The following is a 22,192-nucleotide window of genomic DNA, read 5'->3' as shown; positions in this document are numbered from 1 at the left end:
CCCCATGCAGCCCTGGCAACCTCTGCTCGATTTCTGGTTTGGCGACCCGGCCGACGACGCCCTGCGTGCCAAACGACAAGCCCCGCTCTGGTGGGGCAAAAGTCGCGAGACCGATGCCCTGCTGGCCCGGCGCTTTGGCATGCAGGCAGAGGCGGCCGCCAACGGGGAGCTGGCCGACTGGGCCGAGCTGCCTCACGGCAGACTGGCGCTGATCCTGCTGCTCGACCAGTTGCCCCGCAATATCCATCGCGGCACACCCACCGCCTTTGCCCGGGATCCGCTCGCCCGCGAGCAGTGCCTCAAGGGGCTATCCCTTGGCATGGATCGGCAGCTCTCGCCGCTGGAGCGGGTCTTCTTCTATCTGCCGCTGGAACACGCCGAATCCCGCGAGCAGCAAGCCAGAAGCGTGGCCCTGTTTGAAGAGCTGGCGGCCGAGCAGGCTCATTCCCCAGCGAACGAGACCTTCGCGGGCTTTGCCGACTTTGCCCGCCGCCATCAGGTGATCATCGAACGCTTTGGCCGCTTCCCCCACCGCAACGACATTCTGGGTCGCACCTCGACGCCGGAAGAGGCGACGTTTTTGCTGCAACCCAGTTCGGGCTTCTAAACCGGCCAGCCATAAAAAAATCCCCGCCATGATCATGACGGGGATTTCTCTTTGCACCGGCCAACCCTCTGGTCAGCTCAAGCCATGGTTATGCCTTGGCGGGAGCACTCTCGCCCAGCTCTTCGGTCTCACCCAGACTGTCTTCGGTCTTGGCGACCACGCTGGCGGCGATGGCGTTGCCCAGCACGTTGGTGGCAGAGCGACCCATATCGAGGAAGTGGTCGATACCCAGCAGCAGCAGGATGCCCGCTTCCGGAATGTGGAACTGGTTCAGGGTCGCGGCAATCACCACCAGAGAGGCGCGCGGCACCCCGGCCATCCCCTTGGAGGTGACCATCAGCAGCAGCAGCATGGTGATCTGCTGGGCGGTGGAGAGCTCGATGCCATAAGCCTGAGCGATGAACATCACCGCGAAGGTGCAGTACATCATGGAGCCGTCGAGGTTGAAGGAGTAACCCATCGGCAACACGAAGCTGGCGATGCGTTTGTCACAGCCGAACTTCTCCAGACGATCAAGCGTCTTCGGATAGGCCGCTTCAGAGCTGGCAGTAGAGAAGGCAAGCAGGATGGGTTCGCGGATCATCGCCAGCAGCTTGATGATGCGGCCACGCAGGAATGCGCCCCCCATGGCAATCAGCAGCAGCCAGAGGCAGCCAAGGGCAATGTAGAACTGGGCCATGAAGCTGCCGTAGGTAACCAGAATACCCAGCCCCTCTTTGGCCACCATGGCGGCAATGGCGCCAAACACGGCGAACGGCGCAAAGTTCATCACGTAACCGGTCACTTTCAGCATGATCTCGGCAGCACTGGCCATCAGCACCACCACCGGCTTGGCCAGATCGCCCAGCGCCGCTGCGGCCAGACCAAAGAACAGGGAGAAGACCACGATCTGCAGGATCTCGTTGGTGGCCATCGCCTCGACCACGCTTTTCGGAATGGCGTGGGTCACGAAATCTTTCAGGGTAATCGCGCCGGCAGAGATGCCAGAGGTAGCGGCATCATTGGGCAGGGAGAGCGAGAGACCCACACCCGGCTGCATCAGGGTGACCATCACCAGACCCAGGCTCAGGGAGAGCAGGGAGGCCAGCATGAACCAGCCGAGGGTTTTGGCACCGATACGACCCACAGTGCGGGTATCGCCCATCTTGGCGATGCCGACCACCAGGGTGGTGAAGACCAATGGTGCGATGATCATCTTGATCAGTCGCAGGAAGATATCGGTCAGGATAGTGATGTTGTTTGCAAAGTCTGCCGCCTGATCGGCAGCAAACAGGCGATAGCCCTGGCCGGTAAGGATGCCAAGCAACATCGAAATGAGGATGGCGACCGTCAGTTTATTCATTTTCATGGGGGAGTCCCGGTTTTGATTGGTGCAAGCCGTTGACAGTGGCATGGGAGCCACTACAGTCCGTTTTTGTGATCCGAGCCGTTGATTCCTGGCGGCTGGTATGCTGGGAGAATGCCTAAAAGCAGGGGGTAAATCTAGAGGCTTACTCCAGAATTTTATGCTGCTGTTAGATGTATGTGATATGGATCTTGCAACAAACCGATATTAATCACCGCTTATTTTAATGTCCGCAAGATATTTGGTGGAAAGCGACTGTTCATTAATTGCCCGCTTTAGCAACCGGAAGGTAAGCAGGGCCGAGATGGTGTGCTGTACCTGCATCTGCGCCATGAAGGTGTCCGGCTCATCCTCGTCAAAGCCGAACATGGGGCGCTCCGGGGTCACCCTTACCGCATCGCGCGCAATGGTCAGCTCCTCCACCTGCAGCATGGGGTAACCCTCCCGCTGCGCCAGCTCCCCTGCCCGCTTGAGCACATATTTGCGGGCCGTCTCCCTGTCCACCAGATCGTTGCCGACAAACTCCAGCTGCCACTTGTCGGGCGCAAGGCGGGTCTCGGAAAAGCCGGTGCGGCCATTCCAGAACGACTTCTCCTGCTGATATGGCGTGGCACAGCCGCCGAGCAGCAGCGAGAGCAAAACCAGAGATCGCCAGATGGATGCAAAGAGAGACACGGTAACCCCCGTCAGGGCAGAAGAGAGTCGCTACTACAGCACAGCGCAAGGGGGATAAACAATCGCAGTAACGGCGAAGAGCAGAAAAGAAAAAAGGCCTTGTCGTTTGACAAGGCCTTTTCCGGGGAATGATGGTCGGCGTGAGAGGATTTGAACCTCCGACCCCTGACACCCCATGACAGTGCGCTACCTGGCTGCGCTACACGCCGACGAAGTCAGTCTGAGCTGACGGGGGCTGAGTTTATGGAGATGGCCCTGCCCTGTCAACAAAGAAACGCCGCCAATTCCCCGACAATGGTGCGTTCGCCTGCTTTGCGAACAATCAGCGGTTAAAGGTCAGCCGCTTGCCCAGGATCTGGTCAGTGACCTGCCCGTTTTGCCAGGCGATCTGACCGTTCACCAGAGTCATCTCCACCGTGCTGTGGAAACGGTAGCCGTTGAAGGGCGACCAGCCACAGTGGTAAAGAATGTTGTCATCGTTGACCACATAGGGCTTGCCCAGATCCAGCAGCACCAGATCGGCAAAGTAGCCCTCGCGGATGTAGCCGCGATCCTGCACCTGGAAACGCTCGGCCACCGCATGGGAGGTCTTCTTGACGATGGTCTCCAGAGTGAACACGCCGTTATGGTAGAGTTCCAGCAATGCCTGCAGGGAGTGCTGCACCAGCGGCACACCGGACGGCGCCTTGAAGTAGCTGTTCTGCTTCTCCTCCCAGGTGTGGGGCGCGTGGTCGGTAGCGATGATGTCGAGCACATCATTGCGCACCGCATCGAGCAGTGCGTGCTGATCGGCCGCGCTCTTCACCGCCGGGTTGCACTTGATCTGGCTACCGAGGGTGTCGTAATCGGCCTCGTTGAAGAACAGATGGTGAACACACACCTCGGCAGTGATGTTCTTGTCTTTCAGTTCACTCAGGTCGTGACTGGCGGTAAAGAGCGACAGCTCCTTGGCGGAGGTCAGATGCAGCACATGCAGCTTAGCGCCGTACTGCTTGGCCAGCGCCACCGCCATGCTGGAGGATTTGTAGCACGCCTCGTCACTGCGAATGCGGCCATGCTCGCCCATCGGCACATTCTCGCCCCACTTGGCCCGCGCCGCCTCTTCGGCTTTGGCGATGGTCGGGGTGTCTTCGCAGTGAGTAACGATCATCACCGGACTCTCGCGGAAGATGGCCGCCAGGGTCTCCTGATTGTCCACCAGCATGTTGCCGGTCGAGGAGCCCATGAACACCTTGACCCCGCAGGATTGCTTGGGATCGAGACGCTTGATCTCTTCCAGGTTGTCGTTGGTAGCACCCAGATAGAAGCTGTAGTTGGCAACGGAGGAGTTGGCGGCGATCTGGTATTTGGCTTCGAGGGCGTCGAGGGTGGTGGTCTGGGGATTGACGTTGGGCATTTCCATGAAACTGGTGGTACCACCGGCGACGGCGGCCCGGGATTCACTGGCGATGGTCCCCTTGTGGGTCAGCCCCGGCTCCCGAAAGTGGACCTGATCATCGATCATTCCGGGGATGAGGTGGCGACCTGCGGCATCGATCACCACCGCATCGTGCGCGTCGATATCGGGTGCGATGCGGGCAATCCGTTCCCCCTCGATCAACACGTCGGAGGCATAGATACGGCCTTCGTTGACCAGGGTGGCATTCTTGATAAGCAGTTTGTTCATGGGGGGTTCCAGTTCCTTTGCCGATAATCGCGGGTCATAATAGCGCAAAACTGCCCTTTCTCTGTAGCAAGGCCTGACTGATGAAGTTATTTGTAAGAGATTTGACCGTGATCGACTCCAGCTACCTGTGCGAACGCCGCGGCATGGTGGGTGAGAGCTGGCTGGTAGATATCGAAATGAGCGGCGAGCTCAACGAGATGAGCATGTTGCTGGACTTCGGCCGGGTAAAGAAGCTGATCAAGTCGATCATCGATGACGAGGTGGATCACAAGCTGCTGGTCCCGACCGAGTGCCCTCTGGTGCATGTCGAGACGCTGGAAGATGGCGAGAGCTGTGTCGATCTGCTGCGCCCCGGCCGCTCCATCCACCTGCGCTGCCCGACTCAGGGCTTTGCCTTTATCCCTGCCCCGCAGGTCGACAAGGAGTCGGTCACCCGCTACCTGCTGGCGGTACTGGCCAAACGGCTGCCGGGCAACATCAAGGATCTGTCGCTGACCCTGCGTCAGGAGGCCATCGACGGCCCCTTCTATCACTACAGCCACGGTCTGAAAAAGCACGATGGCAACTGTCAGCGTATCGCCCACGGCCACCGCTCCCCCATCGAGATCCACATCGATGGCGAGCGTGATGGCGATCTCGAACAGCAGTGGGCCGAACGCTGGGCCGATATCTATCTCGGCACCGATGAGGATAAAGTTGCTCTCGAAGAGCTGGCCCTCAGTGCCCGTGCCAATGTGCAGCTGGGTGAACACCACACCGGCTTCAAATATGTGGCGCCACAGGGACTGTTCCAGCTGGCCATCCCCACCACCGAGGTGGAGATGATCGACACCGACACCACGGTCGAGCTGCTGGCTTGCTACATCGCCCGCGAAGTGAAGAAGATGGTGGGCGACAAGTTCGTCAAGATTGTCGCCTATGAAGGGGTCGGCAAGGGCGCGATTGCCTACGCCTGATCCCCTTGTCACTACCGTAATAACGAGAAGGCCCCGCATCTGCGGGGCCTTGTTGTTTCAACTCTCGACCATCAGGCGCTGAGGCGGAAGCGCTTGACCAGGCTCTCCTGCTGCTCGGCAAGGGAGTCGAGCTGCTGGCTGGTCTGGGCCACCCGCTCGATCCCCTGATAGTTGAGATCCGAGATATCGGAGATGCGGTTGAGGTTGGTGGCGATGTCAGCGCTGGTCGCCTGCTGCTGCTCGGCGGCAGAGGCAATCTGGCTCGACATGTCGCTGATGAGCACCACGATCCCCTGCACCTCTTCCATAGCATTGTTGGCGTGGGAGCTCTGATCCATGCAGCTGTCCATCTCGCGCGAGCACTCCTGCATCACGTTCACCGCTCTGGCGACCCCCTGCTGCAGATTCTCGATCATGGTCTGGATCTCGCTGGTGGATTGCGCGGTGCGCCCCGCCAGACTGCGCACCTCGTCCGCCACCACGGCAAATCCACGCCCCTGCTCGCCTGCGCGCGCCGCCTCGATGGCCGCATTGAGTGCCAACAGGTTGGTCTGCTCGGCGATGCCGCGAATGACATCGAGGATATTGCCGATCTGGCTGCTCATGCTGCTCACATCGCCAATCACCTTGCCGGTCTGTTGCAGCTTGCCCGCCAGCTGATGGGTGGTGGTGATATTGCCCGCCATCACCTTGCGCCCCATCTCGGAAGCCTTCTCCACATCCATCACCCGCTCCAGAGTCTGGTTGGCAGCTTGCGCCACCTCGCGCACCGAGGCCTCCATCTGGGTCATGGCGGCCGCGACCGAGGCGGTCTCCTGCCGCTGTTTCTCCAGATCGGCCCGCACCGATTCGGTGGTATGGCGGTTGCCGTGAGCGGCATCGTTGAGCTGGGCAGATGCGTTGGAGAGCTGGGCCAGCACCTCCCCCATCTGCTCAATCAGCAGGTTGAGCTGGCTGCCCAGCTGGCCAAATTCGTTCTTGCTGTGAAAGCCGATACGCTGGGTCATGTCACCGCGAGTCACCTCAGAGAGGACTCGCAGCAGCTCCCGCAGCGGACGGCGGATCGCCTTGCCCAGGGTGTAGGCCACCAGCATGGCGATCAGGATGGCGACCACGATGCTCGCCCCCTGAGTCAAAGTGCTCTGGCGCTGCACCTCTTTGGCATGCTGGATACTGCCGTTCATCAACTGCTGGCTGCTCGCGGTCATCCGCTCCAGCCGGTTCTGGATCTCGACGATAAGCGCGCTGGCCTGCTTGCTCTTCTCCCGCATCAGCTCCTGCTGCTTCATCAGCGCCAGATACTGGGCCAGCACCCCTTCACTGGCGGTGGTGTCGCGCACGAAGCCGTGGACATAGTGGCCCATGTCGTTCTCGAAATTCTTGAGCTCACCCTGCAGATCCTTGATGGTGCTGTTGAACCCCTCGATCTGCATCTTGTTGCGCTTGAGCGCCCCTTCGATGGGAGCCGGGATGGTCTGGTTGAGGGCGTCCATGGTGGAGAGTTCGATGGCGGAGAGCTTGGTGGTCAGGGTCTCGGAGAGCATCTTGATGAAGCTGTCGTCGATGGTGATCATCATGTCACCCAGATTCTTCTTGAACTGGGGCAGGCTGACCTGAAACTGCCCCTTGGCCAGATTGACCTTGTACAGCCGGGTGAGCAGCGCCTCGTGCTCGCCGGGCAGGGTATCGGTCAGTTCCAGATAACGCGCCACCTGCTCGCCAAGGGCGGTCATCTCGCCCTGCAGTTCGGGGTGTTCGGCCACCTGCTGCCGCAAGGCGGCCAGGGTCTTGTCGACCTGCGCCTTGGCCTGTTTCAGCTCGGCCACTTCGGCCGGCAGCTGTTTGGAGTCCTGCTCGGTCAGCACATCCCCGAGCCACTTGTTGGCACTGAGTAGGCTGATCTGGGTCTGACTGCTGGCGATCACCAGCGGCATCGACTGCTGGGTAACCTGTTCCAGCGCCCCGCCGAGGGTCTCCTGACTACGAAATGTGAGCAGTGAGCTGGCCACCATCACGGCCACCAGAATAGCGAAGCCGAGATAGACCCGCTGCAAGATGGAGAGATCCGACATTGATTGTTTCATTATTATCCCGCTGTATATGCAAAAGTCCCTTGCCTGAGTACCCCGTCCTTTTGATACCCTGCAGACCACCCTGAACAGGCGCTACAGATGACGTCCCTCCGGCTATCGGTATTTTTAACAATAACTGAAGGGAATGGGACATCAGCTGTGTCAAATCTCGGCTTGTGTCACACTTGCCGTGCAGCGCGGAGCCGCTTGGGATCCAAATTCGATTTTCTTTTTCTCATAAGGGAGTTAGCCATGGCGCAAGAAACCATTTTCAGCAAAATCATCCGCAAAGAGATCCCCGCCGACATCCTTTATCAGGACGATCTGGTGACCGCTTTCCGGGACATCCAGCCCAAGGCCAAGACCCACGTGCTGATCATCCCCAATGTGCTGATCCCCACCGTCAACGATGTGGAGCCGGAGCACGAGCTGGCCCTTGGCCGGATGTTCACCGTGGCCCGCAAACTCGCCGCCGACGCGGGGATTGCCGAGGATGGCTACCGCCTCATCATGAACTGCAACCGCCACGGCGGGCAGGAGGTCTACCACATCCACATGCATCTGGTCGGTGGCCAGCCGCTGGGACCGCTGCTCAGCCTGTAATGACTCGCCACATCGCTACCTGCCGCAGCGCCCTGCTGCTCTGCGGCGCCCTGCTGTTGCTGGGGGGCTGCGCCTCCCGCTGGCAAGACATGTTCGTCTCCTACTCCGATCAGATGGTGCCGCTGCGCAACCAGCTGCTGCTGGGCCATGCCGCCGAGGCGCTGCCCGAGGTGCGCGACTCCACCCTCGGCGATGACACCTTTGTCCTCGATCGCCTTGAAGAGGGGCGCATCGCCTGGCTCGCCGGTCAGGATGCGGGCAGCAAGCAGGCGTTTTCTGCCGCCGACAGTCGCCTCGAGTGGGAAGACAATCAGGCCGAATACCGGCTGAGCCACGGTCTGGATCAGGTGGGCAGCCTGCTCACCAACGACCAGTCGATGGCCTACCTCACCCCCGATTACGAACGCACCATGCTGCACCACTATCTGGCCCTCAACTACCTGCAACGGGGTGATGCCGATGGCGCCCTGGTGGAGGTGCGCCGGGCCAATCAGGTGCAGGAGCAGGCCCTGAAACGGCGAGCTGACGAGGTGCGCAAAGCGAAGGATGAGAGCGAAGAGGCCGAGACCGAGGGGGAGATGCGCCAGCTGATGTCGCGCGGCGCACCCGAGCTCGACCGGCTGATCGGCAAGGTCAAGAACGGTTTCCAGAACGCCTATACCTTCTACTTCTCCGCCGTGCTCTATGAGGCTGCGGGGGATCTCAACGACGCTTGGGTCGATTACCAGCGCGGCTACCAGATAGCGCCGGACAACCGCAGCCTGCAAGATGCCTTGCTGCGTCTGGCGGTGCTGCGCGGCGCGCCGGACGAGATCCGCGCGACCGAGAAAAAGGTGGGTCGCAAAGCGCCACCACTCACTAAAAATCAGGGCCAACTGGTGGTGCTGTTTGAAGATGGCCTGATCCCGGCACGGCGCGAACTGTTCCTGCCGCTGCCCATCTCCACCTCACGCGGCGATTTTCGCACCTTTACCGTAGCCATCCCCTATTACGATAATCGGGCCAGCGACACGGGGCCGCTTACAGTCACGCTCGGCAAACGGGTCGAGCAGACCAGCGAATTGGTCAGGCTGGAAGCGCTGGCCGCCAAGGATCTGCAGGAGCGGCTGCCCGGTATGCTGACCCGCCAGGCGCTGCGGCTGGTGGCCAAGGAGCAGATGCGCCGCACCGCCGCCAAAGAGGGGGGCGATGTGGGCAATATTCTGGTGGGGATCTTCAACACCCTCTCGGAGCGTGCCGATACCCGCAGCTGGCTGACACTGCCGGCGCAGGCATCGAGCTGGCAGGGGATGGTGCCGGCGGGTGAGGTGAACCTCACTCTGGGAGCGGGTGCCGCCCAGCGTCAGTTGCCGCTGACCATTCATAGCGGCCGCACCACCCTGGTGTGGGTTCAGCGCCTCGGCGCCGGCCTGACCACCCGGGTGATGCCGCTCTGAGCAAGCGGCAAAGAGAGATGAGCAAGACGATTAACCGGGCAGCTCCCAGTGCTGCCCCACTCACTCCAATCAAGGAGAGCAAGATGAAAGCATACGGGTTGGCCCTCGGGCTCGCGCTGCTGCTGACCGGCTGCGCCACCAACACCTCCGGCGTGGCGCTCTATGGAGCACCGGGCGCCGCAGCGGTGGCGGAGCAGCATCAAAACGTCAACGTCACCCTGACCGAGCTGAGCCGCCGTGAACAGAACGGACTGCTGCAGGTCAATGTGGCCGCCGCCAGCACCCAGCGTGGCGACAACAAGCTGCAATATATGTTCTATTGGTATGATGAGGCCGGTCAGGAGGTCGCCAGCGACGGTCGTGGCTGGACACCGCTCAAGCTGCATGGCTATCAGACCCGCACCCTGTCTGCCCTGGCGCCGAGCCCGACCGCCCGCGGTTACCGGATTTATGTACGTGAAGTGATTGAGGAATCCTACTGATGAAAATGAATCATGCCCTGCTGATCCTGACTGGCGCCCTGCTGCTGGGCGGCTGCTCCAGCACCACGGTCAGCTACGGTGATCCGACCGAAACCGAAACGGTCACCGTCGATTACGGCTCAAGCGATCTGCAGGCCATTGCCGACAAGATGGCGGATTCCATGCTGGCCTCCCCCGCCACCAGCGAGATCACCGCAGGCGGCCGTCCGGTGATGTTCATGGACTCCATCCGCAACAAGACCTCCGAGCACATCGATACTGAAGCGATCACCGACACCATCCGCACCAAGCTGCTGCGGGCCGGCAAGTTCCGCTTCGTTGACATGAGCAAGGTTGCCGCCGTCAAGCAGCAGCTCGAATATCAGCAGAGCAGCGGCATGGTTGATCCCGCCTCCATGGTGCGGCTTGGCAAGCAGACCGGTGCCCGCTACATGGTCTATGGCAACCTCGCCAGCATCGTCAAGGACAATGGCAAGGTGAAAGATGTCTACTACCAGATGACCATGAACCTGATGGACCTGCAAAGCGGCGAGCTGCTCTGGGCTGACCAGAAAGAGATCCGCAAGCAGGCGAAGAAGTCCACCTTTGGCTGGTAAGGCTAATCCGGTGATGCTCGCCCCCGACGCCCTGCTCGCCACGCTCCCCGTCCCATGGCGGGACGGGGCTCTCGAGCCGCTCGGTACGGGCCTCACCAACAGCAACTATCGACTGCGCCTCCCTTCGGGGCGCAGTTACTTTTTGCGTCGGGGCCACCCGGATCCGGTGCGCCTTGGCATCGACCGCGCCACTGAGTGGCAGCTCTATCAGGGAGCGATGGCCGAAGAGCTCGCGCTGCCCTGCCACTATGGTGATCCCGCCAGCGGCCTGATGCTGCTGGAGTGGTGCGACGAGCCAAACTGGCTAGAAGCTGCGCCCCCCGTCGCCGAACAGCCCCGTTTGCTGGCTGAGGTGCTGCGCAAGCTGCATCGCCTCCCTTTGCCCTCCGTGGTGATGGCGGTACGGACCCACGCCGCCGGTTATCGCGCCCGGCTGGCTCATGTACCGACCTGGTTGCCGGCACTCGAGCGCAGCCTGCTTGCCAGCCACGAGCCCGACAATTGCTGGCGACCTTGCCACCATGATCTCAATCCGGCTAACTTGTTGGGTCACGCGCCCTGGGTTATCGACTGGGAGTACGGTGCGGCAGGCCATCCCGGCTTTGAGGTGGCCAGCATCCAACGCACCCACGACTGGCCCGCAGAGCGGCGCAAGGCGCTGGAGGAGCACTATCTGCGCTCGCTCCCGCGCCATGAGTGGCCCGATTTTCACAGCGAGGCGTTCATCCCCTGGGTCGACTATATCGGTCTGCTCTGGGCCCTGCTGATGGCCGAGCAACACGCTTCGCCCGACTACGACGCACTGATTGCCCTTAACCGGCAACGACTGGAGTGACAGATGATCAACAAGGTGCGCTGGCACAAGCCAAAAACCTGGGGTCTGCTACTGCTCGGCCTGCTGCTGACCGGCTGCTCGACCCGGGTTATCTACTACTGGATTGATACCGCCATCATCTGGCAGCTGGACGACTATTTCGTCCTCACCTCACCCCAGAAGGATCTGCTGAGCCGCGAGGTCAAAGGGCTGATGGCATGGCACCGCCAGCACGAGCTGCCCCGCTACGCCCGGGATCTCGATACCCTCGCCAAAGCGGTAGCCAGCCCCATGACACCGGAGCAGATCTCCACCAATCTCGATGCGGTGCAGCAGAGCCTGACCCGCACCCTGGAAAACGCCATTCCCCGCACCGTCAGGCTGGCGAGCACCCTGAGCGATGAGCAGGTGACCCGCTTCATGGCCGATCGGCTCAAGCGCCAGCAGGAGCGGCAGCAGGAGTTTGCCAGTGAACCCAAAGAGAAGATGCTGGCGGAGTTTCGCGACAAGATGAACCAGCGCCTCGAGTACTGGATTGGCGAAGTGAAACCGGCGCAGGCGCCACTGGTGGCCCAGTGGGCCGAGTGGCAGTATGAGCTGATGCCACCTTGGCTCGAGTTCCAGACCTCCTGGACCAAAGAGCTGGACAGGCTGATGCAGCAGCGTCAGAGCCCCGATTTCACCCGCGAGCTGACCGAGCTGCTGGCACAGGGGGATGGCATGATGGATGGCCGCTTCACCGGTTATACCGAGCAGTCGCGCCAGCGCACCGTCAACTGGCTCTGCGCCATGAGCCAGTCGCTGGATCTGGCCCAGCGGGCCCATCTCTACTCCCTGCTCAAGGGCTATGCCCGCGATTTCCAGCAGATGACCGGGAGCTGACAAGGAGCTTCAGAATAATCCTAATTGGGCGGCAAGGGTTGTCCCGCCTGCGCCGCCTGTGGTAGTTTCCCCTTTCCATTTATCGGGAATACCCTTTTGCGCCTTATCGACAAAGTCAAACTGGGGCTGGTGGCACTCGTTGTCTCGCTCACCCTGCTTTGTTCCATCAATGTGATGGAAGGCCCGCTGCTACCCGATCAGCAACAGACCCAGAGCCTCTCGCAAGCGAGCGAGAGCGACGATGGCGTCATCAAGTTTGTTGCGACCAACCAGAATCACCTGCTGCGTTTTGAGCAGTCCCTGCGCAGCGACAACCAGCCCAAAAATGTGGTCTACGAGCTGATCCAGAGCTGGTCTGCCCAGGCCATTCTGCTGGTGCTGCTTGGCTGGCTGTTGCTGGCCGCACAGCTCTACCACAAGCAGCTCTTTCGCGATCCCTTCGCCACCATTCACCGCCACCGGCTGCAGCGCCAGTATCTGCAGTACCGCTTCACCCAGAGCTATCTGAGCGCCTGACCCCGAGGGGTTGGCACAGCCACTGTTTGCTCATCTCCTCCTTCTGACGGATCCCGCTTCGGCCTGATCCGAACTTGATGCATCCCTTTTTCTGCGCCTTGCCGAGCCTTGATGCTATCGGCCTGCGCACCATTCTCCTGACAGAGGCCAATTTGCCATGAGAAAAACCAGTCATACCCTTCTTAACCGCATGAGCAAGTGGCAGTACGCCCTACTGCTGCTCATGCTGCTGACCTTTACCTTCTATTCGCTGCCGACCTTTTTTGGCGAGCAGCCCTCTCTTGGTCTGCACGGTCAGCAGAGCCTGACCACCAAACAGCATATGCTGCTGACCGACAACCACCTGACCCCGACCAAGATCATCGAACAACCTGAGCGGGTCGAGCTGGTCTTTGCCAGCCAGAGCGAACAGCAAAGAGCCAAACAACTGCTGGAGCAGCAGGGCCTCGACAGCGCCGCGCTGACGCTGGAGTTCCACTCCAACGCCCCGACCTGGATCAGCCGCCTTGGTGCCGATCCCATCAAGCTCGGCCTCGATCTGCGCGGCGGCTCCCAGCTGCTGATTGGGGTCGATGTCGATTTCGTCCTCGATGCCCAGACCAAGAATCTGGTCGACACCCTGCGCACCCGCTTCCGTGAAGCCAATCTGCGCGGTGCCGGCGTGGCCCGGGCAGATCTCGGCAGCGTCAATGTCACCCTGCCGGAAGCTGACGATCAGAGTGGCTGGCTCACCATCATCAAGGAGAGTGCCGGTACCCGTCAGGATCAGTGGAAAATGACCCGCAGCGGCAACCAGCTCAAGCTGGTGCTGAGCGAGGCCGAACGCACCCAGCTCATCAACAACGCCGTGACCCAGAACCTCTCCATCCTCAAGAAGCGGATCAACGAACTCGGCATCGTCGAAGCTTCGGTACAGCGTCAGGGGCAGGATGGCATCCGCATCGAGCTGCCGGGTGTGCACAACCCCAAACAGGCGAAAGAGGTGATCGGGGCGACCGCGTCACTGGCCTTCTACGAGGCCAAGGCTGACAGCCACTTCTACATCGCCGATCGCAACGGTCAGGCCGTCGGCATGGCACGCCGGCCAGTGCTGACCGGCGAACACATCGTCGATGCCCGGGCCAATATGGGCGAGATGGGCCAACCGCAGGTCAACATCGTGCTCGACACCCTGGGTGGCAACAAGATGAACCAGTTCAGCCGCCAGCATGTGGGCAAGCCGATGGCGACCGTCTTCACCGAGTACAAGACCAATGCCCAGGGCAAGCTGCGCGCCCAGAGCGAGGTGATCAACGTCGCCACCATCCAGACCGCCCTTGGCAACCAGTTCCGTATCACCGGGATTGGCAGCCTGCCGGAAGCGCAGGAGCTCGCCATGCTGCTGCGCGCCGGTGCCCTCACCGCACCGCTCAAGATCCTGGAAGAGCGCAGTATTGGCCCGACCCTCGGGATGCAGAATATCGAAGCGGGCTTCACCGCCCTCGGGTTCGGCATGGCGGGCATGATGCTGTTCATGATGGCCTGGTATCGCAAGTTCGGCTGGGTCGCCATCACCGCGCTGGTCGCCAACCTGCTGATGCAGGTCGGCATGCTGGCGGTGCTGCCGGGGGCCGTGCTGACCCTGCCGGGGATCGCCGGTCTGGTGCTGACGGTAGGGATGGCGGTAGATACCCACGTACTCATCTTCGAGCGGATCAAGGATCGCCTGCGTGACGGCGGCTCGCTGGCCAACGCCATCGACTTTGGCTATCGCTCGGCATTTCGCACCATCTTCGATGCCAACATCACCACGCTCATCTGCGCCGTTGTGCTCTACTCCATCGGTTCCGGGCCGCTGCAAGGCTTCTCCATCACTCTCATTCTGGGGCTTATCTCCAGCATGGTGACCGGGATCTGGGGTACACGCGCCATCATCAACCCCCTGTGGGGCCGCAGCAGCGAGCGCACGCTGAAGGTGTAACGGGGCGAACTGTCCCCTGATGAGCGGATCCGGCGCCGCCGCCGGCCATTGATATGGCCAGCCAAACGCGCCGGATCAGAGACATTTCCCCCGCAGTGCCAAGGCACGTCGGGATGCGGCCGCCAGCCAGGCGCTGGCAGGCCAAGGAGAGAACTATGTTGAAAATGATTGTTGCCATGGGGCTGACCCGCTGGCGTTACATCGGCCTGTGGGCCTCTATCGTACTGACAGTGGCGAGCATCGCCATGCTGCTGGTCAACGGCCTTGCCCTCGGCCTCGACTTTACCGGTGGCACCCTGCTGGAGTTTCATATCCAGACCCTCAAGGAGGCCCATGAGCTCAACGCCATGCTCACCTCCCCGCTGGCAGGCGCGGTGGAGCTCAGCTCTGCCGGTGTTCCCGGCGAGTGGCTGATCAAGCTGCCTCCGCATGAACTGCCCTGGCAGGCCACCGAGCTTGCCACCATGCTGACCCAGCAACTGGGCATGCCGGTCGAGCTGCTGCGCACCACCATCGTCGGCCCGCAAGTGGGCGCCGAGCTGTTCCAGCAGGGGATGCTGGCGGTGCTGGTCGCCTCCCTCGCCATCTCGGCCTATCTGGCATTCCGCTTCGAGTGGCGTCAGGCCATCGGCATCCTTATCTCGGTGATCCACGATGCCATCGTGGCGCTGGGGTTGCTGGCGCTGTTCAACATCGAGTTTGATCTCAACGTCATCGCCGGTCTGATGGCGGTGATCGGCTACTCCCTCAACGACAGCATCGTGATTTCGGACCGCTTGCGGGATCTGCTGAGCTCGCGCACCCAGATGGGGATCCACGAATGTTCTGATGTCGCCATCAAGGCCACCTTCAGCCGCACCATGATCACCTCGGGTACCACCCTGTTTACCGTCGGGGCACTGCTGCTGTTTGGCGGCGATACCCTCTACGGTTTCTCCTTCACTCTGTTCACCGGCATTCTGGTGGGGACCATCTCCTCCATCACGGTAGCCTCGACCGTGCAGGAGCTGCTGGGTCTGAGCCCGCAGGCCTATCAGAAGAAGGGTGAGGAGCCGCTGGCAGAGGCGGCATAACCGCCCTTTTGGCGGTTCTTTTTACGGTCTGTTTTACCTCCCACCTTCCGGCCCCTGCACACAGGCAGGGGCCTCTTTCCAGCCCCGCTGTTAACGCTGTTAGCTTCTTTTTGCGAAGAAAATTTACGAGTGAGCAGATTGACAGCAAAAGATGAAAAAACAACCACACCTTAATAACAAAAAAGTCATTTTATTACGGCATACCCCGCAAAAGTGTGACTGAAAGCACTTTCTTTAGGTCTCAAAAGCGGCAAGATTGTAGTGATTTATCTACAAAGGGATACAAGATGTTGTTACAACCTGCCAATACAGCAAAAGCAAGACAGTTGCTGAACGAGACCATGGCTTTGGTTCTCGCCGGAGGGCGGGGTAGTCGCCTCAAACAGTTAACTGATAACAGAGCGAAGCCTGCAGTCCACTTTGGCGGAAAATTCCGCATCATCGATTTTGTGCTCTCCAACTGCATCAACTCCGGCATCCGCCGCGTCGGTGTGGTGACCCAGTACAAATCCCACAGCTTGCTGCGCCACCTTCAGTCAGGTTGGTCTTTCTTGCGCTATCAGATGAACGAGTTCATCGACCTGCTGCCCGCGCAGCAGCGCGTGGACGAGGTCAACTGGTATCGGGGCACCGCTGATGCGGTCTATCAGAACCTGGACATCATCCGCGACCATGGTCCCAAATATATCGTCGTACTGGCAGGCGACCACATCTACAAGATGGACTACGCCGCCATGTTGCTCGACCACGTCAACATGGGCGCCAAGGTGACCGTTGCCTGTATCGAAGTGCCGCGCAGTGAAGCGAGTGCCTTCGGGGTAATGGCGATCGATGGCGATCGCAAGATCAATGCCTTTGTGGAAAAACCGGCCAACCCGCCTGCCATGCCGGGCAAGGAAGATACCTCCCTCGCCTCCATGGGGGTCTACATCTTCGATGCCGAGTATCTCTATCAGTTGCTGGATGAAGACATCACCAACGACGAATCCCACCACGATTTCGGGATGGACGTGATCCCTCGCGTGGTGCGGGAAGGGACTGCGTATGCTCACCCGTTTGGCATGTCCTGCGTCGGCTGCAATGCCGAGAAACGCCCCTACTGGCGCGATGTGGGCACAGTGGACTCCTTCTGGGAAGCCAACATGGATCTCGCCTCCGTCACTCCGGAGCTCGATATCTATGATCAGGACTGGCCCATCTGGACCAGCCAGACCATGACGCCGCCTGCCAAGTTCGTGCAGGACAGAAACGGCCAGCACGGCATGACCATCAACTCGATGTTCTCTGGCGGCACCATCGTCAGCGGCTCCTTTATCCTGAGCTCGGTGCTCTTTACCAATGTGCGGGTTCACTCTTTCTGCACCCTGGATCAGGCCGTGGTCTTCCCCGGGGTCGAGATCGGACCGGGCTGCCGCCTGCGCCGGGTGGTGATCGACAAGGGCTGCAAACTGCCGGAAGGGATGGTGATCGGTGAGAACGCCGATGAAGATGCCCGTCGCTTCTATCGCTCCGAACAGGGCATTGTGCTGGTCACCAAAGAGATGCTGGACAAACTCAAGGCGTAATATCACGTCTTGAACGGGGCTCTGGCCCCTATCCGAAGGGGCCATCAGGGCCCCTTTCTTGTTTCTCTGCAGTGTCGAGCCAGCTCTCCCTTTATGCTCTTTTTGCCCTCCCCCAGCACACCGTAAATATTTAATTACAAAAATCACACTTCGTCACGCTATCCCTCGCTATTTTATTACCATAACGACTATGTCAACGCGTTTTTATCTGCATAAATGGCAGTAAACCCGCTTGTTTCACTTGATTGTTTGTTTTTACTTGGTAAGGTGAGGGCGGTTGCGTAACAAAGCACGTACCAGTGTAAACTTAAGCGTACGACTGCTTTTAGAATTCAGTCCAGAGAGAACGACATCATGCAAAGAGATCCCCTGAACAACATCCATATCCAGTCCGAACAAGTGATGATCACGCCTGCCCAGCTCAAGGAAAAATTGCCTATCTCCGCCAAGGCGCTGGCATTCGTGCAAGGGGCCCGCAATACCATCGCCGACATCATCCACCGCCGTGACCACCGCCTGCTGGTGATCTGCGGCCCTTGCTCCATCCACGACATGGAGGCCGCCAAAGAGTACGCAACCAGACTCAAGGCCTTGCATGATGCCTATCAGGACTCTCTCTACATTGTGATGCGGGTTTACTTCGAGAAACCCCGCACCACGGTGGGCTGGAAGGGCTTTATCAACGATCCCAATCTGGATGGCACCTTCGATGTAGAGCTGGGGCTGCATCGTGCCCGCGAGCTGCTCTGCTCGCTGGCCGAAATGGAGCTGCCGCTGGCGACCGAAGCGCTCGACCCCATCAGCCCGCAATACCTGGCCGAGCTCTTCTCTTGGTCGGCCATCGGCGCCCGCACCACCGAATCCCAGACCCACAGAGAGATGGCATCCGGTCTCTCCATGCCGGTCGGCTTCAAGAACGGCACCGACGGCAATCTGGGCACCGCCATCAATGCCCTGCAATCGGCCTCCTCTCCCCACGCCTTTATGGGCATTAACCAGCAGGGCCAGGTCGCGCTGCTGCAGACCCAGGGTAACCCGGATGGCCATGTGATCCTGCGCGGTGGAAAACACCCCAACTACGATTCGGTCAATGTGTCGCTGGCGGAAGAGGCGCTGGAAAAAGCGGGCCTGCAACCTGGGCTGGTGGTGGATTGCAGCCACGGCAACTCCAGCAAGGATCACCGTCTGCAGCCCAAGGTGGCTGACAACGTCATCCACCAGATCCTGGAGGGGAACCGCTCCATCATCGGAGTAATGCTCGAATCCAACCTGTTTGAGGGCAACCAGTCGAGCGAGCAACCCAAGTGCGAGATGCGCTACGGTGTCTCCATCACCGATGCCTGCATCGACTGGAAGACCACAGAGGCGCTGCTGGCCCGCTGCCACAGCCAGCTGGCAGCACCACTCAAGAGCAGAACTGGCGGTTAAGCCGTGATATCTTGATGCAACATATTGAATCACAAGGTGCCGCTGCTGACGGCACCCACAGGGACTGAAGATGGCAGAAGAGTTGAATGCCCTCAGGGACAAGATTGATGCGGTAGACCGGCAGCTGATCGATCTGCTGGCCGCCCGTCTGGCGCTGGTGGGAGAAGTGGGTGAAGTGAAGAGTCGCCACGGGTTGCCCATCTACGCGCCGGATCGGGAGGCCAGCATGCTGGCCCGCCGCCGTACCGAAGCCGAGGCACTGGGCGTGCCGGGTGACCTCATCGAAGACGTGCTGCGCCGGGTGATGCGCGAATCTTACGCCAGTGAAAAAGATACCGGCTTCAAGTGCATGAAGCCGGATCTGGGCAAGGTGGTGATCATCGGCGGTCAGGGCCAGCTTGGCCGCCTGTTTGGCCATATGTTCACCCTCTCGGGCTATCACGTCGATACCCTCGAACAGGCCGATTGGCCGCGCGCTGACGAGCTCCTCGCCGGAGCCGGTCTGGTGATGGTAGCGGTGCCCATCGACATCACCTGCCAGATCATCGACCGGCTCGGCAACCTGCCCGCAGATTGCCTGCTGGTGGATGTCACCAGCATCAAATCAGCGCCGCTCGAGCACATGCTGGCTGTGCACCGGGGGCCTGTGCTGGGGCTGCACCCCATGTTCGGACCGGATGTGGCGAGTCTCGCCAAGCAGGTGATCGTCTGCTGTCAGGGACGTGACGCTGCCGCCAGCCAGTGGCTGCTGGAGCAGATGACCATCTGGGGCGCCCGCCTGCAGCAAGTGGAAGCCAAAGCCCACGATGAGGCGATGACCTTTATCCAGGCGCTGCGCCACTTTGCCACCTTTGCCTATGGCTGGCACCTCTCCCGGGAAGGGGCCAATCTGGAGCGACTGCTGGCGCTGAGCTCCCCTATCTACCGGCTGGAACTGGCCATGGTGGGGCGGTTGTTTGCCCAGGATCCCCACCTCTATGCCGACATCATTTTGTCGTCGCCACAGAACCTCGCGATGATCCGCCGCTACTATCAGAACTTCGGCGAGGCGCTGGGTCTGCTGGAGCGTGGAGACAGGGAGGGTTTTATCGAGGCGTTCAGCCAGGTTTCCGGCTTCTTTGGCGAACACGCCGACCAGTTCCTGCGCGAAAGCCGCACCCTGCTGGCACAAGCCAACGATCGCCGCCAGCACAGCTGAGCGAGCCTGCACCAATCGATTGCCCAGGGAAGATGCCCGTCATCTTCCCTTTTTATTGATACGCCCTTTATTGCCACACTATTTCTTGGCTCTCCATTTTGACTCGCCATCCAAAAGCCCCGGCCTAAACGCAGGTTGGTGATCCTGTTGCAGACCACACTCTTCCCTTATCAGCTCGCCAGCTGAAAATAACCGCACCGGTTTTCCTACCCACTGCTAATAGTCGCTCGCTTGCCACTAATCTGACGGCAATCGAACATCGAACAGCAATACAACCGAATAGCCAAACCACAGGCCCAATCAGCCATATCGGCTATTGGCCTCTTCTGCCACAGATCTGAGGACGAACCAAACCATTGCAGATACACGAAAAGCTATAACGTCCATCCAACAGGCTCTCAATTAGACAACTCTTTAAGGTCAGCCACATCCTTCACTACGTTGAATACAATGCTCCAAACCCCGACAACAGGCCAAGAAGGCTGCCATAAATTTAATTTATGCATTTTCACCAAATGACCTAATTTTTGTTTATACCGCACATATATTTCTCCCCCAGCTCCTTCGTAGCCATTCTCCACCGGATAGAGGCCGTGCCCGAATTTGGGCTGTTCACTCAGCAGAACGTAGCCTGTTAGCCTGAAGACATTTATGAGCTGCAGGAGCAGGAGCAGGAGCAGGAGCAGGAGCAGGAGCAGGAGCAGGAGCAGGAGCAGGAGCAGGAGCAGGAGCAGGAGCAGGAGCAGGAGCAGGAGCAGGAGCAGGAGCAGGAGCAGGAGCAGGAGCAGGAGCAGGAGCAGGAGCAGGAAAGATTAATCGTTACAACGGCTTTGGCAACTTGGGCTGCAATGCGACTTACCCAGCCCCCCATCCAATCACAATCAAGACCGCAAACCGCCCAAAAGAAAATGGCCGGATATCAATCCGGCCATTTTAACGCTTGGTCAAAGACTCAAGCTTGGATATCGCTTGTCAGCAACTTCTTATTAGAAGTTGTACTGCAGAGCAACAGTCCACTCGTCGTCTTTGTTATCCAGACCAACGATTTTATACTCTGTGTAAGCCTTCAGCTTCGGAGTAAAGGCATACTGCACACCCAAGTAGGTGTAATCTGCAATGTCTTCAGGTTTAACAGTTGAGTTAGTAACGCTGTCAATCTTGGAGAAGTTGTAACCAGTCAGGAAAGTCCATGCATCGACATTATAGCTTGCTGCAAGTTCATAACCTTTGAAATTAACTTCTTCGCTACTGCGAGTGATCTGGCTTTCGTTGTACAGACCAGCGAAGTAGAAACCATTGATTGCGTAAGAAGCTGCCAGAGCCCAATCTTCTTTATCGCTCTTCACACCAGTGGTGTTGGACTTATAGTCGTTTTTAGCATAGCCAGCAGCAAGGCCAAGACCGAAGTCAAAATCATAACCCATACTGGCGGCATAACCTTTATCCAGCTTGGAGGCCAGAGCAACAGGCTTGCCGTTGTTGTCGGAACCGAAGGTCAGCTCAGCTTTGTCATCGTTGGTCTGGTAAGAAGCGTTAGCAAAGAAGCCACCCCATTTACCCATGTAAATGACCTGACCTTCTTGACGACCACCGTAAGCGTTCGCTTCAGAACCCCACTCATTGAAGATATCGGTTTTTTCGATCAAACCAGTGTAATAAGCAGTATCGGTCTGACCAAACAGTACTTTGCCGTATTGGGAACCATCGAAACCAACGTAGATATGACGCGGGTCGATATCACTGGTTTTATAGCCAGAGTCTTCTGCAGCGACTTGCCACTCGGTTTTAGCAAAAGCAGACCAAGTGTTGTTCAGTGCAACCTTACCAGACCAACCCAGACGGGTCTGCGCTTTCAGCTCACCATCAACATCTTTATATGCACCAAGATCTTTATCCCATGCATTTGTGTCGCCGTAGTAGTTAGCCTGTACACGGCCGTATACGTCGAAAGTGGTACCGTCTTTGTCATAAATCACAGCAGCGTTAGCTGCGGATGCAAACAGAGCCGGGATAGCAATAGCCAGAATTGTCTTTTTCATAGTTTCCAATGCCTACTGTAATTAAACACTAAGTCTTTGTTATTCCCTGTGTTAGCGATGTACTTTGCATCACTATGACGGCGAGACTAGCACCGGGTTTTCACAACCGCAACGAAAAAACTTGGAACTTTTTATGAAAAGCATAGTCACCGAGGCAGAAATGTGAGCCAGCTCTCACATTGTCCACCCATCAAAGGAAAACGTTTACAATGCTTTTTGCTGTTTTTTTATACTTGCGTAGCCTGTTTTTTAGGTAATTGCAGCTAACTCCCTGATAAA

19 protein-coding genes and 1 tRNA gene are annotated in these 22,192 nt (G+C 59.1%); 14 read left to right on the top strand and 6 right to left on the bottom strand.

Annotated elements, in window-relative coordinates:
• Positions 1–4: 4 nt before the first annotated feature.
• A complete protein-coding gene (locus WE862_RS12085) occupies positions 5–607 on the top strand; it encodes a DUF924 family protein (RefSeq protein WP_042033413.1) in 603 nt (200 codons plus the stop codon).
• A gap of 88 nt (positions 608–695) precedes the next feature.
• Here WE862_RS12085 and WE862_RS12080 read toward each other — a convergent pair whose 3' ends face one another.
• The 4 genes from WE862_RS12080 to WE862_RS12065 all read right to left on the bottom strand — a co-directional run bounded on the left by WE862_RS12080 (position 696) and on the right by WE862_RS12065 (position 4,293).
• Positions 696–1,955, bottom strand: a complete 1,260-nt coding sequence (locus WE862_RS12080) for a dicarboxylate/amino acid:cation symporter (RefSeq protein ID WP_033113388.1) — start codon at positions 1,953–1,955, stop codon at positions 696–698.
• A gap of 204 nt (positions 1,956–2,159) precedes the next feature.
• Positions 2,160–2,627 carry a CC0125/CC1285 family lipoprotein gene (locus WE862_RS12075; RefSeq protein ID WP_404801009.1) on the bottom strand — a complete coding sequence of 156 codons (468 nt, stop codon included), beginning with the start codon at positions 2,625–2,627 and terminating at the stop codon, positions 2,160–2,162.
• A gap of 132 nt (positions 2,628–2,759) precedes the next feature.
• Positions 2,760–2,836, bottom strand: a tRNA-Pro gene (locus WE862_RS12070).
• 113 nt (positions 2,837–2,949) lie between these two features.
• Positions 2,950–4,293 carry a dihydroorotase gene (locus WE862_RS12065; protein WP_042033408.1) on the bottom strand — a complete coding sequence of 448 codons (1,344 nt, stop codon included), beginning with the start codon at positions 4,291–4,293 and terminating at the stop codon, positions 2,950–2,952.
• An 80-nt stretch (positions 4,294–4,373) separates the two neighbouring features.
• On the opposite strand from WE862_RS12065, the gene WE862_RS12060 reads away from it, so the two are divergent.
• Positions 4,374–5,249 carry a 6-pyruvoyl trahydropterin synthase family protein gene (locus WE862_RS12060; RefSeq protein ID WP_042033405.1) on the top strand — a complete coding sequence of 292 codons (876 nt, stop codon included), beginning with the start codon at positions 4,374–4,376 and terminating at the stop codon, positions 5,247–5,249.
• A 71-nt stretch (positions 5,250–5,320) separates the two neighbouring features.
• On the opposite strand, the gene WE862_RS12055 is transcribed toward WE862_RS12060, so the two are convergent.
• Positions 5,321–7,333 (bottom strand): methyl-accepting chemotaxis protein, encoded by a 2,013-nt coding sequence (locus tag WE862_RS12055; RefSeq protein ID WP_042033403.1) that lies wholly within the window; start codon positions 7,331–7,333, stop codon positions 5,321–5,323.
• A gap of 240 nt (positions 7,334–7,573) precedes the next feature.
• Here WE862_RS12055 and hinT point away from each other — a divergent pair, with 240 nt between their 5' ends.
• From hinT to tyrA, 12 genes are all read left to right on the top strand, one after another.
• On the top strand, positions 7,574–7,924 hold the full coding sequence (gene hinT / locus WE862_RS12050) for a purine nucleoside phosphoramidase (protein WP_041209906.1): 351 nt from the start codon (positions 7,574–7,576) through the stop codon (positions 7,922–7,924).
• A complete protein-coding gene (locus WE862_RS12045; RefSeq protein WP_042033401.1) occupies positions 7,924–9,360 on the top strand; it encodes a COG3014 family protein in 1,437 nt (478 codons plus the stop codon). The genes hinT and WE862_RS12045 overlap by 1 nt, the downstream gene beginning before the upstream one ends.
• Before the next feature lie 83 nt (positions 9,361–9,443).
• Entirely contained in the window at positions 9,444–9,842 is a 399-nt protein-coding gene (locus WE862_RS12040) for a YcfL family protein (protein ID WP_041209904.1), read from the top strand.
• Positions 9,842–10,438, top strand: coding sequence for a penicillin-binding protein activator LpoB (gene lpoB / locus WE862_RS12035; protein WP_033113381.1), 597 nt, complete (start codon positions 9,842–9,844; stop codon positions 10,436–10,438). Before WE862_RS12040 ends, lpoB begins: the two co-directional genes overlap by 1 nt.
• A complete protein-coding gene (locus WE862_RS12030; protein WP_225628416.1) occupies positions 10,428–11,273 on the top strand; it encodes a choline/ethanolamine kinase family protein in 846 nt (281 codons plus the stop codon). Before lpoB ends, WE862_RS12030 begins: the two co-directional genes overlap by 11 nt.
• Before the next feature lie 3 nt (positions 11,274–11,276).
• Positions 11,277–12,134, top strand: a complete 858-nt coding sequence (locus tag WE862_RS12025) for a DUF6279 family lipoprotein (RefSeq protein ID WP_042033397.1) — start codon at positions 11,277–11,279, stop codon at positions 12,132–12,134.
• Between the two features lie 96 nt (positions 12,135–12,230).
• On the top strand, positions 12,231–12,650 hold the full coding sequence (locus WE862_RS12020) for a hypothetical protein (RefSeq protein WP_042033396.1): 420 nt from the start codon (positions 12,231–12,233) through the stop codon (positions 12,648–12,650).
• Between the two features lie 157 nt (positions 12,651–12,807).
• Positions 12,808–14,610 (top strand): protein translocase subunit SecD, encoded by a 1,803-nt coding sequence (secD, locus tag WE862_RS12015; RefSeq protein WP_042033394.1) that lies wholly within the window; start codon positions 12,808–12,810, stop codon positions 14,608–14,610.
• Positions 14,611–14,765: 155 nt separating this feature from the next.
• Positions 14,766–15,683 (top strand): protein translocase subunit SecF, encoded by a 918-nt coding sequence (secF, locus tag WE862_RS12010; protein ID WP_198493509.1) that lies wholly within the window; start codon positions 14,766–14,768, stop codon positions 15,681–15,683.
• A gap of 287 nt (positions 15,684–15,970) precedes the next feature.
• Complete coding sequence (glgC, locus tag WE862_RS12005) at positions 15,971–17,248, top strand: glucose-1-phosphate adenylyltransferase (protein ID WP_042033393.1); 1,278 nt, start codon at positions 15,971–15,973, stop codon at positions 17,246–17,248.
• Positions 17,249–17,602: 354 nt separating this feature from the next.
• Entirely contained in the window at positions 17,603–18,676 is a 1,074-nt protein-coding gene (locus WE862_RS12000; RefSeq protein WP_042033391.1) for a 3-deoxy-7-phosphoheptulonate synthase, read from the top strand.
• A 70-nt stretch (positions 18,677–18,746) separates the two neighbouring features.
• Complete coding sequence (gene tyrA, locus WE862_RS11995; protein WP_042033389.1) at positions 18,747–19,874, top strand: bifunctional chorismate mutase/prephenate dehydrogenase; 1,128 nt, start codon at positions 18,747–18,749, stop codon at positions 19,872–19,874.
• Between the two features lie 986 nt (positions 19,875–20,860).
• On the opposite strand, the gene WE862_RS11990 is transcribed toward tyrA, so the two are convergent.
• Complete coding sequence (locus WE862_RS11990) at positions 20,861–21,913, bottom strand: porin (RefSeq protein WP_042033387.1); 1,053 nt, start codon at positions 21,911–21,913, stop codon at positions 20,861–20,863.
• Positions 21,914–22,192 lie beyond the last annotated feature (279 nt).

Origin of the sequence: Aeromonas jandaei, assembly GCF_037890695.1 — a bacterium.
Taxonomy (GTDB): domain Bacteria; phylum Pseudomonadota; class Gammaproteobacteria; order Enterobacterales; family Aeromonadaceae; genus Aeromonas; species Aeromonas jandaei.
Note: the sequence above shows the minus strand (reverse complement) of the source record. Positions and strands in the feature narration are given on the sequence as shown.

What these genes read in the sequence shown, in the direction of transcription:
- WE862_RS12085 (WP_042033413.1), top strand. Translation starts at nt 5, where the DNA reads ATGCAGCCCTGGCAACCTCTGCTCGATTTCTGGTTTGGCGACCCGGCC.
- WE862_RS12080 (WP_033113388.1), bottom strand. Translation starts at nt 1,955, where the DNA reads ATGAAAATGAATAAACTGACGGTCGCCATCCTCATTTCGATGTTGCTT.
- WE862_RS12065 (WP_042033408.1), bottom strand. Translation starts at nt 4,293, where the DNA reads ATGAACAAACTGCTTATCAAGAATGCCACCCTGGTCAACGAAGGCCGT.
- WE862_RS12060 (WP_042033405.1), top strand. Translation starts at nt 4,374, where the DNA reads ATGAAGTTATTTGTAAGAGATTTGACCGTGATCGACTCCAGCTACCTG.
- WE862_RS12055 (WP_042033403.1), bottom strand. Translation starts at nt 7,333, where the DNA reads ATGAAACAATCAATGTCGGATCTCTCCATCTTGCAGCGGGTCTATCTC.
- hinT (WP_041209906.1), top strand. Translation starts at nt 7,574, where the DNA reads ATGGCGCAAGAAACCATTTTCAGCAAAATCATCCGCAAAGAGATCCCC.
- WE862_RS12045 (WP_042033401.1), top strand. Translation starts at nt 7,924, where the DNA reads ATGACTCGCCACATCGCTACCTGCCGCAGCGCCCTGCTGCTCTGCGGC.
- WE862_RS12040 (WP_041209904.1), top strand. Translation starts at nt 9,444, where the DNA reads ATGAAAGCATACGGGTTGGCCCTCGGGCTCGCGCTGCTGCTGACCGGC.
- lpoB (WP_033113381.1), top strand. Translation starts at nt 9,842, where the DNA reads ATGAAAATGAATCATGCCCTGCTGATCCTGACTGGCGCCCTGCTGCTG.
- WE862_RS12025 (WP_042033397.1), top strand. Translation starts at nt 11,277, where the DNA reads ATGATCAACAAGGTGCGCTGGCACAAGCCAAAAACCTGGGGTCTGCTA.
- secD (WP_042033394.1), top strand. Translation starts at nt 12,808, where the DNA reads ATGAGAAAAACCAGTCATACCCTTCTTAACCGCATGAGCAAGTGGCAG.
- secF (WP_198493509.1), top strand. Translation starts at nt 14,766, where the DNA reads ATGTTGAAAATGATTGTTGCCATGGGGCTGACCCGCTGGCGTTACATC.
- glgC (WP_042033393.1), top strand. Translation starts at nt 15,971, where the DNA reads ATGTTGTTACAACCTGCCAATACAGCAAAAGCAAGACAGTTGCTGAAC.
- WE862_RS12000 (WP_042033391.1), top strand. Translation starts at nt 17,603, where the DNA reads ATGCAAAGAGATCCCCTGAACAACATCCATATCCAGTCCGAACAAGTG.
- tyrA (WP_042033389.1), top strand. Translation starts at nt 18,747, where the DNA reads ATGGCAGAAGAGTTGAATGCCCTCAGGGACAAGATTGATGCGGTAGAC.
- WE862_RS11990 (WP_042033387.1), bottom strand. Translation starts at nt 21,913, where the DNA reads ATGAAAAAGACAATTCTGGCTATTGCTATCCCGGCTCTGTTTGCATCC.